General features: G+C 57.3%; 13 protein-coding genes. 8 read left to right on the forward strand and 5 right to left on the reverse strand.

The features are described 5' to 3' along the window. Nucleotides 1–30 precede the first annotated feature (30 nt). Complete coding sequence (locus tag R2C4_RS01140; protein ID WP_141889223.1) at nucleotides 31–2298, reverse strand: heavy metal translocating P-type ATPase; 2268 nt, start codon at nucleotides 2296–2298, stop codon at nucleotides 31–33. Between the two features lie 37 nt (nucleotides 2299–2335). On the opposite strand from R2C4_RS01140, the gene R2C4_RS01145 reads away from it, so the two are divergent. After that, nucleotides 2336–3495 (forward strand): IS3 family transposase gene (locus R2C4_RS01145; protein WP_141889224.1). Its coding sequence is split into 2 segments (ribosomal slippage): nucleotides 2336–2594 and nucleotides 2594–3495, totalling 1161 coding nucleotides; the frame shifts between segments, so codons are not numbered across the junction. Between the two features lie 594 nt (nucleotides 3496–4089). On the opposite strand, the gene R2C4_RS01150 is transcribed toward R2C4_RS01145, so the two are convergent. Then, complete coding sequence (locus R2C4_RS01150; protein ID WP_141889225.1) at nucleotides 4090–4413, reverse strand: H-NS histone family protein; 324 nt, start codon at nucleotides 4411–4413, stop codon at nucleotides 4090–4092. 191 nt (nucleotides 4414–4604) lie between these two features. On the opposite strand from R2C4_RS01150, the gene R2C4_RS01155 reads away from it, so the two are divergent. The 6 genes from R2C4_RS01155 to R2C4_RS01180 all read left to right on the forward strand — a co-directional run bounded on the left by R2C4_RS01155 (nucleotide 4605) and on the right by R2C4_RS01180 (nucleotide 8807). After that, nucleotides 4605–4991 carry a metallopeptidase family protein gene (locus R2C4_RS01155; RefSeq protein WP_141889226.1) on the forward strand — a complete coding sequence of 129 codons (387 nt, stop codon included), beginning with the start codon at nucleotides 4605–4607 and terminating at the stop codon, nucleotides 4989–4991. Between the two features lie 172 nt (nucleotides 4992–5163). Next, nucleotides 5164–5847: a UPF0149 family protein gene (locus tag R2C4_RS01160; RefSeq protein ID WP_141889227.1), complete on the forward strand. Its 684-nt coding sequence runs from the start codon at nucleotides 5164–5166 to the stop codon at nucleotides 5845–5847. A gap of 257 nt (nucleotides 5848–6104) precedes the next feature. Continuing rightward, on the forward strand, nucleotides 6105–6476 hold the full coding sequence (gene tnpA, locus R2C4_RS01165; protein WP_141889228.1) for an IS66-like element accessory protein TnpA: 372 nt from the start codon (nucleotides 6105–6107) through the stop codon (nucleotides 6474–6476). Then, nucleotides 6473–6820, forward strand: a complete 348-nt coding sequence (gene tnpB, locus R2C4_RS01170; protein WP_141889229.1) for an IS66 family insertion sequence element accessory protein TnpB — start codon at nucleotides 6473–6475, stop codon at nucleotides 6818–6820. Before tnpA ends, tnpB begins: the two co-directional genes overlap by 4 nt. 62 nt (nucleotides 6821–6882) lie before the next feature. Continuing rightward, on the forward strand, nucleotides 6883–8511 hold the full coding sequence (tnpC, locus tag R2C4_RS01175) for an IS66 family transposase (RefSeq protein WP_141889295.1): 1629 nt from the start codon (nucleotides 6883–6885) through the stop codon (nucleotides 8509–8511). Then, nucleotides 8511–8807 carry a hypothetical protein gene (locus R2C4_RS01180; protein ID WP_141889230.1) on the forward strand — a complete coding sequence of 99 codons (297 nt, stop codon included), beginning with the start codon at nucleotides 8511–8513 and terminating at the stop codon, nucleotides 8805–8807. Before tnpC ends, R2C4_RS01180 begins: the two co-directional genes overlap by 1 nt. Before the next feature lie 145 nt (nucleotides 8808–8952). Here the strand turns inward: R2C4_RS01180 and herA are convergent, their stop codons facing one another. Together herA and R2C4_RS01190 are read right to left on the reverse strand one after the other, a co-directional pair. Beyond that, a complete protein-coding gene (herA, locus tag R2C4_RS01185; protein WP_244940708.1) occupies nucleotides 8953–10686 on the reverse strand; it encodes an anti-phage-associated helicase HerA in 1734 nt (577 codons plus the stop codon). After that, nucleotides 10683–11939 carry an SIR2 family anti-phage-associated protein gene (locus tag R2C4_RS01190; protein ID WP_244940709.1) on the reverse strand — a complete coding sequence of 419 codons (1257 nt, stop codon included), beginning with the start codon at nucleotides 11937–11939 and terminating at the stop codon, nucleotides 10683–10685. The genes herA and R2C4_RS01190 overlap by 4 nt, the downstream gene beginning before the upstream one ends. A 383-nt stretch (nucleotides 11940–12322) precedes the next feature. Between R2C4_RS01190 and R2C4_RS21500 the strand changes: the two genes are divergently transcribed. Then, nucleotides 12323–12790: an IS110 family transposase gene (locus tag R2C4_RS21500; RefSeq protein ID WP_420870752.1), complete on the forward strand. Its 468-nt coding sequence runs from the start codon at nucleotides 12323–12325 to the stop codon at nucleotides 12788–12790. On the opposite strand, the gene istB is transcribed toward R2C4_RS21500, so the two are convergent. Next, complete coding sequence (istB, locus tag R2C4_RS01200; protein WP_208764487.1) at nucleotides 12735–13595, reverse strand: IS21-like element helper ATPase IstB; 861 nt, start codon at nucleotides 13593–13595, stop codon at nucleotides 12735–12737. The genes R2C4_RS21500 and istB overlap by 56 nt on opposite strands. Between the last annotated feature and the right edge of the window lie 85 nt (nucleotides 13596–13680).

A 13680-nucleotide genomic window follows, 5' to 3' on the forward strand; every position in this document is an offset into this window, starting at 1 on the left:
TCTATGCGCCGTTGCTCAATGTCTACTGGTCTATGCTGCGGCAGCACTACGGGCGCCTGCCTTGCGGTCGCCATGCAGTTCCAATTCCCCATCCTTTCGGGCTTTCAATAGTCGTAGTGCATTGGTGACCACCAAAAGAGATACGCCCACATCTGCCGCAATCGCTCCCCACATAGAGGCCATGCCAAAGGCAGTCAGCACGACAAAAAACGCCTTGGTCGCGAGCGACAAGCCGATGTTCTGGCGGATAATTCCCATCGTTCTGTGCGAATGGGTAACAAGCCAGGGAACTTTTCCGATGTCGTCAGTCATCAACGCAATGTCCGCCGTCTCAATGGCGGCGTCCGAACCAACCGCGCCCATTGCAATTGCAAAGTGCGCCCGAGCCATTGCCGGAGCATCGTTGACGCCGTCACCGATCATCGCAACCACGTCATGATTGGCTGTCAGTTCCTCGATTGCGGTAACTTTGTCTTCGGGCAGAAGTTCTGCGCGGACCTCATCAATTCCAACTTCAGCTGCGACAGCACGGGCGGTGCGCTCATTGTCACCGGTCAGCATGATGATCTTTGTTACACCTTGGGCATGCAGCCGGGCAACAATGCCCTTTGCATTCGCACGGATCTTATCCCTCAATTCGATAACGCCAAGCAACCGATCAGACGTGCCCACCACGACCATTGTGTTACCTGCCGATTGAATCTGATGCAGCAAGTCACGGGGAATGGTTTCTTGAAGCCCTTTCTCCGCAGAAAATCTGTCGGAACCCAACCAGATTTCCTGTCCCTGCCACTCTCCTTCGACCCCACGACCGGGGACAGTTTTCGTATTTTCCGCTGCGACGGAATCAATCCCGTCGGACGCTGCACGCTCCAAAATGGCTCGTGCAAGTGGATGCGAGGAACGGGCTTCCAATGCGACCGCTGCCTGCAACAGTTCTGCTTGCGTGGTTTTGCCTAGTGGCCGGAGGTTTGTGACTTCAGGTTCGCCTTCTGTAATGGTCCCTGTTTTATCCATAGCCAAAGCGGTCATTTGCGACGGGGCTTCAACATAGGCTCCACCTTTAATGAGTACGCCGTGTCGAGCAGAGGATGCGAGTGCTGCGACTATTGAAACCGGTGTCGAGATCACAAGTGCGCAAGGGCAGGCAATGACCAGCAACACAAGCGCGTTATAAAACCAGTAGTTCCAAGCACCGCCTGTAAGAAGAGGCGGAATCACAGCGATCAGAAACGCCAAAATCATAACAACCGGGGTGTAGATGCGGGCAAATTTTGTCACCCACTGCTCCACCTCCGCGCGCCGCGAATGGGCATCTCCGACCATGCGGATGATCTTAGATAGGACAGTATCTGAAGAAAGCTTCGTGGCGCGGACGATGAGAGTTCCATCGCCATTGATTGTACCTGCATAAACCTCGTCGCCGGTTTCTTTCGGCACAAGTGCGCTTTCGCCTGTAATGGGCGCTTGATCAACCTCGCCACGGCCATCAATAACTTCGCCGTCCAGGGCGATGCGGTCACCGCCCCGCACGACAAACTTATCTCCGACGGACACATCTGCCGCAGCTATGTCATTCTCACGACCATCCTCCCGGATCACTCTGGCTGTGGGCGGTGCGAGATTAAGCAAGGCGGAAACTGCGTTACGCGCTCTTCCGACGCTCCAACTTTCCAAGGTCAGGGAAAGCGCGAAGAAGAATGCGACTGTCGCGGCCTCGAAAAACTCTCCGATAGCAATTGCGCCAGCAACAGCAATGATCATGAGAAGGTTCATGTCTGGAGAAAACCGTCGCAACGAAGACCATGCTTTTGGCGCAACCAACCAAACCCCCAAAATGATCGCTATAAGGAATGCGGAAACTTCGATCACTGGCATCTGTGTGTCGCCATGGCCGGAGAACAAACTGATTGCACCTCCCGCCCCTGTTTCGATCACGTGATATGTAAGCCCGGCGGCCCAGAAACAACCGCTCAGACCTGTGAACAATCGTTGCTGTCTGAAATGCGATGCCTGATCTGCCTCGGCTGTCTTAGCGTCCCAGGGCTTGGCGCTCATGCCGGTAGAGCCAACAAGTCGAATGACTGTCTCATCCGACACCAGTTGCACACTCTCGCGCAAAATCATCCTGCCATTCAAAACATCAAAGGCCAGATGTTCTGCGCCTCCAACTCCGGGACCGACGACACGACTCAGGATCGCAACTTCTTCTGCGCAATCAAGACCTGTCACGCGAAAGCTTCGCCCTGCTTCGGACGCGCTAGGCGTTGACCTGCCCCCCGCGAAATCCCTCACCATAATGTAGAGTCTGCCCAACCTATGTAGGAGCAGACGAATGCGTAAGAGCCGTTACACCGAGGCGCAAATCATCGGGATGATCAAAGAGCAGGAAGCCGGGATGCCGACGGCGGAGGTGTGCCGCCGGCATGGGCTGAGCCCGGCGACCTTTTACAAGCTGAAGTCCAAGTATGGCGGCATGGAGGTATCGGAGGCGGCGCGGCTGAAAGCGCTGGAAGATGAGAATGCCAAGCTGAAGCGGCTGCTGGCAGACACGATGCTCGACAATGTGGTTCTGAAAGACCTGCTGGGAAAAAGCTGACGGCACCGAAGGAGCGGCGAGAGGCAGCGCTCACTGCGATGCGGGATCATGGCATCTCGCAGCGCAGGGCCTGCCGGCTTGTCGGTGTCGACCCCAAGACGGTCCGGCGCAAACGCCCGCCCGACCATCCCGAGATCCGCCAGGAGATGAAAGAGATCGCTGGCAAACGCCGCCGGTTCGGCTACCGGAGGATCGGCGTGCTGCTTGAGCGCAAAGGCATGATCATGAACCACAAAAAACTGTACCGCCTCTACCGGGAAGAAGGCCTTGCGGTGAAGCGGCGGCGGGGCCGCAAACGCGCCCGGGGCTCACGCACACCGATGCCCGAAGCCACACGGCCGAACCAGCGCTGGTCCCTGGACTTCCTGGCGGACAGCTTCGGCGCCTCGCGGAAGTTCCGCATCCTGGCCGTGAACGATGACTGCTGCCGGGAAAACCTGTGCCTGGCTGCGGACACCAGCATTTCAGGAGAGCGCGTTGCCCGGGAGCTGGACGCGCTCGTCCGGATCTACGGGAAACCCGCTTGCATTGTCAGCGACAACGGCACGGAATTCACCAGCCGGGCAATCCTGAAATGGGCCGACAGGAACGGCGTGGATTGGTATTACATCGACCCCGGGAAACCGCAGCAGAATGCCTTTATCGAGTCATTCAACGGCAGCCTGCGGGACGAGCTTCTCAATGAAGAGCTGTTCGATACCCTGGACGATGCCCGCCGCAAGCTGGCGCTGTGGCGCTACGATTACAACAACGTCAGGCCGCATTCTTCGCTGGGGAACAGAACGCCAATGCAAGCGCGGCAGGCGCTTGAGCTATTTGAGGGCTCCGCGCCTGCCGCGCTTGCCAAGCCCGAGACCGACGATTACCAAAACCAAACCCGCAGACTCTCCTCATGAACGAGGGACCAGCGGGGGGCAGGTCAGCGTCGCTATCGCTTCGCCACAAGAACTACCACACGCACTACTACTTTGCGTCTGGTTTTGGCTGCATTCCGATCCACTGATACACTTCTCAACAGGCATGATTCGCCTCATTATTCGATCAATTTTGCGCAGACTAACCTCTATAGCTACTAGAGGTTCAACACATTTATTGATCAATTAGCTTGTTGGTGATGCCGCTACTAATCTGCTGCATGTGTTTAGATAAGAATGCCGGTCTTAAAGTGTGCGCATGCGCAAGAACCGAGATTGACGTGACAGCGGCGCATCGGAGTCTTATCCGAAACCCCGTTATGCCCGTCGAAACATCGCTGCGTGTTGTCTGAACGGCCGCATTTCATTCTGCCAAGCAGCGAGTACCATCCGGCGGTGCAGCAGGTAAGCGCTCTGCATGCACTCGCAGCAAGAATTTGTCACTTCCGGATTGGGCTCCGACCGGGCGTTCGCCGCGCCAGGCGTGAATGACGGCAGGCAGCCCATGTTGCCAATTGCGCCCCGCGCAACTGTACGTGGTGCCGCCTGCGTTAGCCCAACAAATGAATTGCTGCTTCAGATCTCAAGATCCTCGAGGGACTTCCCAGCTTCCAAAGCTTCGTGGACCCAAGCAGGCTTACGCCCGCGGCCGCTCCAGGTTTGGGATCGGTCGGCTGGATTGGCGTATTTAGCAGGTGCCTTTGCGCTTGATTTACGCCCCTTTCCGCCATGCAGAGCAATAACCTCTTCAAAGGCCACTCCATGTTTTTCCGCAATGGCCAGCATTTCGGCATAAGCGCTTTTCTTTGCCTCGCTCTCTACTTCCACTTTGCGGACTTCGATTTCCTTGGCCAGCGCTTCCAATTCAGCGGCACTCAGCCCCTTTAGATCAATTGCCATATTTCACCTGTGTTTTCAGTTGTTCTCGGTCAAAGCAGATATACCCTTCTGAGGCAAGCAGCTGGCCACAGCGGTGCGGTATCCGTCGCAGTCCGATTTGGGGCCGGAGGCTGCTGATCGCACCAGGCGTATGAACTGCCCTCTCCGGCTTGGCGGTTCACTACACCTTTCAGAGAAACCAATTACAACGCATGCACCACGACCTTGACCATTTCGAGAAGATCGCTCGCGCCACTATAGCTTCCCTGCCGAGGGCCTTCAGGCCAGCTGCAGATAACGTCATTCTGCGCATTGCCGAATGGCCTGCGCCGGCCATGCTGGACGAACTTGGTTTTGCAGATCCATATGAACTGACAGGGCTCTACGAGGGAATACCTATGACCGAGAAATCGGTTCTCGACCTGGCGCCATCTCCGGATGTTGTCTGGCTCTTCCGCCAGCCGATCCTGGCGGAATGGCGCGACCGCGGTGATGTCGAGCTGAACCAGTTGATCGCGCATGTTGTTATTCACGAGTTCGCCCATCATTTCGGATGGACTGACGAGGAGATCGCAGCCATCGACCAATGGTGGGTCTGAACCGCTCTTCAATGCCCAGGGGAAGTTGGCATTCGAGCTCACAGGTGACGTTGCCGCGACGATGGGGTGCCGCGAGTGCAGTCGACGGTTCGCAGCCCGCATCCGGCATTGCGATAGTTGCGAATTGTCAGTCCCGCAGCTAAAAATTCCCGACATCGCCGGGAGAAGTTTCATGGGCCAATCACATCAAGAGCTTGATCGCCTCAACGCGCTGCTGCATGCGCTGCCCGTCGAAAACATGCCTATGTCGCTTAGCGAATTTGATGGCTACGTGACCGGCATTCTTGCTTGTAGTGACATGATCCCGCCCTCGGAATGGCTGCCCCATGTCTGGGGCGAGACCGGCGAAGCACATTTTCCTGACCAGAAAGCCGCAGAAGAAACGATCGGTGCTGTCATGGCGCATTACAATTCGGTGGCCGAGGCGATGTCCCGCTCGTTTTGGATCGAGCCTGTCTACGAGGTTGATCCCAACAGCGACGAGACGATGTGGGAGCCTTGGGTCGATGGCTTCACCCGCTCCATGGGCCTGCGGCCGAAAGCTTGGGAACGCCTGCTCGATCAGGCCGACGAAGAGACGCGGGCTACGATGATCTTCTTGATGGCGTTACAGGACATCTACACTGGTCAAAGCAAGTTCACGGACGACGAAATTGACCAGATCGACCTTGAAGCCCCCGATCTGATCCCGAACTGCGTTGCGACAATACTGCACCAGTCACGCCCTGAACTTTCCCGCCCTGAGCCTGAAAATCTTTCCGGCATGCCGTTCAAGGCTAGTCCTCGACCAGGTCGAAACGATCCGTGCTCCTGCGGATCGGGCCGCAAATACAAGCAGTGTTGCGGTCGGAACTGACTGATCTCCAAAGATTTCATAGCAACCACCTGCAGAGCGAGGCACCAGCCTAATCGGGGAGGAGCTCGCAAACAGCACCAGTCATCGGATCGGACCGCATGGGGCGGATCGGCTGCACCCAGCCCAAAGCTGCCGTTGAGCTCAAGGTTACGCGGTAACCGCCCGATTTGAACCGCCTGCTCGTGTGTCCTGGAGATTGGTAAGAAACGTCCATAAAGACGTCTTTAATGACGTCTCCTACAGGGAGGGAGGCAGCTGTGCGGGGCGAAATTCTTGGCTTGGAGCGTCGGCGCCGCTGGAGTGACGACGAGAAGTTGGCGATTGTGCTTTCGGTCGGGGTGAACGGCGCGACCGTGTCGCAGGTCGCACAGCGCCACGAGATCAGGCGGCAGCAGATCTATGCCTGGCGATACGAGCTGAGGAGGAAGGGGCTTCTGACGCCAGACGACGCGACGCTATTCCTGCCCGTCGATATTACGTCGCCGCCGGAACCGCAGGAAGCGTGCGCCCCTGAAGCGAGCTTGGCGTTGATTGAGGTGGTTCTACGCAATGGTCGCAGCTTGCGGGTCGATGCCCATGTGGATGCGGCGGTGCTGACCCGTTTGATCCAGGCGGTGGAGGCGGCATGATCGGCCCGGGAACCGGCATTCGCGTTTACCTGGCCTGCGGTCACACTGATATGCGCAAAGGTATCGCGGGGCTTTCAGCGATCGCGCAGGATGTCTTGAGGCAGCGGCCATCGAACGGTGCCGTGTTCGCGTTTCGAGGGCGCCGCGGCGACAGGGTGAAGCTTCTGTATTGGGATGGCCAGGGCTTTTGCCTGTATTACAAAGTCCTGGAGAAGGGTCGTTTCCCATGGCCTGCGGCGACGGATGGCAGCGTGCGTCTGACCGCCGCTCAATTGGCCATGCTCTGGGAGGGGATCGACTGGCGCAGGCCGGATTGGGGCGCGCCACCAGCCCGGACGGGCTGATTTATCTCCCTGGAATCGTTTGTTTTTATGGCGTCCGACCTTGGAGAATGGTATCCACCACCATGTCCGTAGAAGCCACGCCTCTCCCCAATGATCCCGCCGTTCTGAAGGCGATGATCGCCGCGTTGCAGGCGGAAAACCAGAAGATGTCCGCCAGTTTGCGGGCGCATGATCTGCTGGTTCAGGCGCTGCGCGTCCGGATTGCCAGATTGCAGAAGCAGAAATTCGGCTCCAGTTCGGAAAAGATCGAGCGGGAGATCGAGCAACTGGAACTGGCGCTGGAGGACCTGCAGGTTGCGCTCGCCGAGGCGGATGAACTGCCGCCGGAGGGCGACGATGAGCCGGAGACGGACAACCAGACCCCGGAACCAGCCGAACCGCGGGAGTCGAGGCGCCGCCGTCCGAAGGTGTCGCAGGACACGCCGCGCGAACGCCGCGAGCTTGACCCCGGCGACAGTTGCCCGGATTGCGGGGGCGATCTGCGTGTGGTCGGGGAGGATGTCAGCGAGCTGATCGACATGATTGCAGCCCAGCTGAAGGTCATCGAGATCGCGCGTATCAAGAAATCCTGCCGGCGCTGCGAGCGTATGGTTCAAAGCCCGGCACCCAGCCGTCCGATCCCACGGAGCATGGCGGGCCCGAACCTTCTGGCTTATGTGCTGACCTCGAAGTTCGACGACCACGTGCCGTTGTATCGTCAGAACGAGATCTTCGCCCGCATGGGGGCAGACATCCCGGACACGACCCTGGTCGACTGGTGCGGCGGGGCAATGAAGGCGCTGGCGCCGCTGATCGAGAAGATCGAGGCCGAGATCATGGCCAGCAATCTTCTGCACGCAGATGACACGCCCATCCGGGTTCTCGATCGCGGCCGCCGCGACAAGGGGCTCGGAAAGGGCGTCAAGAAAGGCCGGATCTGGGCCTATGTCCGGGATCAGCGCCCATGGGCGGGCACGGCCCCGCCCGGTGCGGTCTATCACTTTGCCCCGGACTGGAAGGAAGAGCATGTCCTCGCCCATCTTGGCGAGACCAGCGGCATTCTCCAGGCTGATGGCTACAAGGGGTATGCCAAGCTCTATGCCGCGGACCTGGACGGCAAGAGCCAGTTCCGGGAGGCCGCGTGCTGGGCGCATCTTCGCCGCGACTTTCACGATGTCTGGACCGCGACGAAATCCGCAATCGCGCGCGAGGCGCTCGACCGTATCGGCAAGCTCTACGACATCGAACGAGAAATCAGCGGCAAGCCTGCCGAACTGCGGCTGGCCGTGCGCCAAAAGGAAAGCAAGCCCAAGGTTGATGCGTTCCGGGACTGGGCCGAAAGGCAGCTCACCCGTATTCCCGGTAAGAGTGATCTGGCCAAGGCGTTCCGCTACGGGCTGAGCCGTTGGGCTTCATTCACGCTGTTTCTGGAGGACGGGCGCGTGGCCATCGACAACAATCCCGCCGAGCGCGCGCTGCGGCCCATTGGCGTTGGCAGGCGGAACTGGCTATTCGCGGGTTCGGATACCGGCGGTGAAACGCTCGCCCGCGCCATGACCGTCATCGAGACGGCAAAGATGAACGGCCTCGATCCGCAGGCCTACCTCGCAGATGTCTTGGACCGTATCCACGATCACATGGTCAACCGGCTGGCCGAATTGCTCCCTTGGAACTGGAAGCCGGCAGATCAGAGCCGCAGCGAGGCTGCGTGATGGCAGCGACGACCTACGTCTGCTCCATCGCCCATGTCGCCAGCCTGCTGGGCGAGGATCCTGGACTTCTCGAGGCCATCGTCAGCAACGACGACAACCTCTCCTACGGCAACATCGTCAGCGTCCACATCGGACGGGACGACTACATTACGGCGCTGACCGACGAGGGCATCGACGAATTGCGCGACATGCTGGCATCAGCACGAGTGTCCGTTGAGGCATGGCACAGCTTCCTCGAAGACTTCGTCGCTGAGCCCGGCATCATCGCCCGCGTCAACAATCAACCGCTGCGGTAAAAATCGGGCGCTTACGTTACGCGTCTACTTTTGCCACCCAGTATAGCTTCTGTCAGAATTAGAAAGCTAAGATTCTGAGAACCAGTAAAGCGACAAACAGCGCTTGAACGGTCGCAGCACCCGACGAAAAAAGTCACGGAGGACTTTATCCAAAAACGTCGGGTTCCGCCCATTTATCAAATGCAGCATCGTTTGATTTTGGGGTGGGTGACGCAATCGGCGAAACAAGGGTCACTGGCATTCTGAGGCTCTCACCAAAAGCAACAGCGTTCTGCCGTGCAAGTCCAGAAATTCTTTTGACATCTCGTTTGTCCGCCCATTCGCTCGATGCTTGAACTGCCGCCAAGTCTCTATCCGATGCCAGCCGGAATGAGACCCAATTGCCGCATTGGGAAAGAACGGTTTGAGATATCTCCGATGGACGTTGAGTGCTCAGCCAAAGCGCCAATCCAAATTTCCGGCCTTCCTTTGCCAGTCGTTCATAGGCCAAGGAACTTCCGGTGTCGCTTTCCCCGACACCCACGGATCTTAAATAGTGGTGTGCTTCCTCCAACACCAAAAGAGTGGGAACCTTCTCATCTTGGCCTCGCTCGAAAATCTCAAACGCGAACAGTTCTAGCAATGAACCAAGAATAAACGGCATCAAGTCATGGGCCACACGGCGAAGATCAACAATATGTACCCTCCAGTCAGAGTTCTTATCGCCGAATATGTTTGCCACTAACTCAGTGGCCTCGCGCCGCCAGTTGAGCGGTGCACTACGGGGCTCTCCATCCGTATCAACAACGGCTGAAAACATTGGGTCTTCAACGAACCTGTGGATGCGGTTTACCAGCGGGGCAACATTGCCATATTGAAACGCGTTTCGTTCCCAGCCATTCCTGCCGTTTGTCAGCGAATAGCTTTCCGCAACTAATGGCCCCAGAGCTTTCATTGGGGGCCACACGGACACTTCTGCCGCAGTCTTGTCCTGTAGTGCCGAAATCCGCTGCTGTGCTTGCGTTGCATTTCCGCTTCGACAGTCATCGAACAAGAATGGTGTGGTATCAGTCTTTATTCCGACACCACTACCGGCATCGATCCATTTGACCCGATTGAGTGATTCCAAGGCGAACATCAGCGCTGGCCTTTGCGTCTTTTCGCTTGGCATTAGGAGCCTTTGGAGGCCGTGCCGCCCAAGCGCAAAGTAGGGAATTTTCAGGCCGCCCTCTCCGAGCTTTGTTGTTCTGACCCAACCCGGCTCTACGTTTTCTGAGAAGGCCTGCTCATACTCACCGTTGATATCAAATATGACTGTCCGAGAGCCCGGAAGTTTAACAATTTGTTGGAGTATAGCGGCTGTAAAACAGCTTTTTCCCTGTCCTGAACTACCGAGAACGGCTACGTGTTTGCTTATCAGGCTTTGAATGTCCACGTGGACCGGTGCGCCGCCGCGTAACTCATTTCCCAAGTGAATCGATGTAGGCGCGTTGTCGTCGCGACCAAGAACTGCCTTTTCCTCATCCGCGATCAGTGGATAGACCATTGCCCCTAAAGCGGGGGTAGACAGTGAGTCAGACACAAATTCGAGTTCACCGGTTTTTCGGGTGAGTTTTCCCACGACAATGCCAACAACATGGCGAAGGGGTTCAGCCGAAAGCGAGCTTTTTCCCATGGATCGGCGATGAACCTCATTTGGTTCAGCAAAACTGATCGAACGAACCCGAAGCAACAGCAAGCGGTCGCCCGCATCAATACCCAAAAGGCTGCCAATCTCCGCAACCATCGACACACCGTGAGAATGCCCTGCGACCATCCCCCGGTGGTGATCCAAGACGTTTAGAGTGATTTCCGATCCGTCAATCCGAACTACATACCCGATTGGTGAACGACCGATCACGATGAACCACCTTCACTTGGGTTCGTGGCTGCATCAAGTGCCTTTAGCCTTTCTTGAAGCTGGCGAAGGTCTTCGTTGTAGATCGATGGTTCAGGAAGGTGTTCGACAAAGCTCCCAAAATAGGCATCCCCACCACCGCCTACGAATGTTACGCGCGGGCTTTGTAGAGAAAGCAGTTTTTGCGCCGCTGTTGGAAGTTTAGACACGTCTTCCAACCCGGAAAACTCGGGGAGATAGACAACCAACTGGAAAGTCGGGTTGAGCAACGCTGACAAAAGTAACCTGTTGATATGCTCATCTCCAAAGCCATACCCTGACACTAAAAGCGCAGACTGTGGACGAGATAGAAACTCAGAGTATCTGCGAAACAGCTCCCCTAGCACGAAGCCAACAGTTTGAATGTACTTCGCGGCGCTAGGGAGAACTGTAAAGGCAAGCTTATCTGTGTCGCCTTTTACGAAGGACTGGATTTCCCCCTGCGCTTCAGTCGCTTGAATTTCATAGTACTGCCCGCAAACTTCCTTCCATGTCAGAGAGCCATGGAGCTTAGCCAAATAGACATTGTAGGACCCAAATTGCGCCTCTCCCTTTGCCTGAACATTCCGAAACCCCAGATCAAAGCTCTGAGGTGTGAAGCGGCGAGAATGGAGACCCAAAAAGCCATTGATGACGTTCATGTCAATTGAGTCGGCCGCCCATTCAATGGCGAGGTCATAGTTGGTGGTGAACAGCCAAGGAGACGATTGTCCTGGCTGTCTGGCGGACGTTAGTCGCTGCAAAAGTAGCCGGTGCGAGGACAGCTTGTCCTCGCTGTGCGAGACGCCCTCTGGAGTATTCCACCAGCCTTCGTCCATAAAGGACGCTCTGACCAACGCTCGATAGATTGCCGCCCGTGCTTTTTTTCCTTGATCCAACTCGCTTGCACACGACCTTTCCCACTCAACGATTGCTATCGCCAAAGTGTCCAAGAGCTTTTCCACGTTAGGAGGGGTGGACAAAGGTGCACCGGGCGGTGGCATCATTGGTTTTGGGCAAAAATTATTCTCGTATAGCCAGCGATACTCATCTGGTGAGGTCGAAGTGAAGTCTTTCCACAGATCGGCCATAGTCTTACCGCCACAGCCGACGGAAGCTCCAGCGCCGAGCAAGACGCCAACATTTTCCATTCGCAACAGCGTTGCCAAGTGTGCCGTCAGTTCGGTCTCATCTTTGAGTGGAACTTTCCCCCTGTATGCCAACAACTCAAAATCCAATCCTACAGTTCAACTCAATGCACGTCCTATTGCCGGACCTTAAGATGAATGTGCCTTCTGGTTGAAGAGGTAAACTGCCTACGCGGCATTTTCGTCTTGGGATTGCTAGGATACCTCTCCGTTAGGAGGGCTTTTATCGCGAAGAGCGAAGTGAGACTTCGCCGCTTGCCTTCCCGAAGGTGAACAGATTTTGCAAAGTCTGCTTTCTGCGCGAAGCGGCCTCAGGTTGATGTGCAGGCTGCTCCTGCAGCGAATGTCTGGAAGGTTGAAGGTTATTCAACTCGGGCCGGGTTGCGCACGAACGCCACCGATGCGCCGCGGCCCGTATAGAAAAACATAGTGTGATTGCGGCGGCCGCTCTCCGGGGGCGAACGAGGTCCGGTATGTTGGCCTCATGGATAAATGCCGCGAGGAGAACGACCTTGGAACATTATGCTGGATTGGACGTATCGCTAAAAGAAATTTCGATCTGTGTCGTGGACGGGGATGGCAGGGTCATCGCGCGCGGCGCTTGCCCTGCTGACCCCGAAGGCGTGGCGGGCTGGTTTTGCAACCGTTCGCTGACACCGCACCGGGTCGTGCATGAGAGTGGCCAGCTCTCGATTTGGCTGCAGCGTGGCCTGACACGGATGGGATTGCGAGCGATCTGTATCGACGCCCGCAAGGCACATAAGAGCCTCTCGGCGCGGCCCAACAAGTCGGATGCCTCAGACGCGGAAGGGCTGGCGTGTAAATGCTGGATTGAATTTCCCCGGAAGTGCTGGCGCAAATTTCCCCACCTCGCGGGTTCGGCGGTCAGCCGGGATGGTGACCGGCACCTCCGTTTTTTGGTGGCCGTCCGCGCCGTTTAGGCGGGGGCGGCGGTGCAATGTTGGCATGGGCGCGGGTGTGCTCGGGGATCAGGTCAGCATGTTGGCGCAACCGGTAGCTGGCACCCTCGATCTGGACCACGACGGCATGGTGCAACAGGCGGTCCAGCAGTGCGGTTGCGACCACGGGGTCCCCAAAGACTTCACCCCATTCGGCAAAGCCGCGGTTTGACGTCAGGATCATCGCCCCTTTTTCGTATCGCGCGTTGACCAGCTGGAAGAACAGGTTGGCGCCGCCGCTGGTGATGGGAAGGTAGCCGATTTCATCGACAATCAGCAGAGACGCACGGGCGTAGAACCGCAGCTTCTCAACCAGGCGGCCCTCTCGCTCAGCCTTGGACAGCGCCTCAATCAGCTCGGCCAAGGTGCAGCGATAAACACTGCGCCCTGCCTTGACAGCGGCAACACCGATGGCCGTGGCGAGGTGGCTTTTACCTGTTCCCGGCGGGCCAAGGAAGTGCAGCACCTCTGCTCGCTGGATGAACTCCAGCTGGGCCAGCGCCATGATCCGGTGCCGGTCCAGTGATGGCTGGAACGAGAAGTCGAAGCTTTCCAGCGTCTTTATCGGGGTGAGGCGCGCTGTGCGCAGCCCAACACCGATCCGGCGGCCTTCCCGCAGGTTCAGTTCTTCGGTCAACAACTCGTCGATCGCCTCGATGGCGCTGATCTCGCCCTTCTCGAGGCGGCTGAGGGTCTGGTCCAGCGTCTCCAGGGCCCGGGCCATGTGCAGACACCCAAGTCTGTCCTTTTTTGTGTAGGCGGTTAGCCTGGGTGCCGCGGCCCGGATGCCTCCTGGGCCGCTGTGAGCGCTTGTTGCAACCATCCAGAAATGTCACCGGCTGCGCAAAGCAGGAATGTCACCAGTGGCGCCG

The sequence above is a fragment of the Leisingera aquaemixtae genome (genome assembly GCF_006740765.1).
GTDB classification, from domain to species: domain Bacteria; phylum Pseudomonadota; class Alphaproteobacteria; order Rhodobacterales; family Rhodobacteraceae; genus Leisingera; species Leisingera aquaemixtae.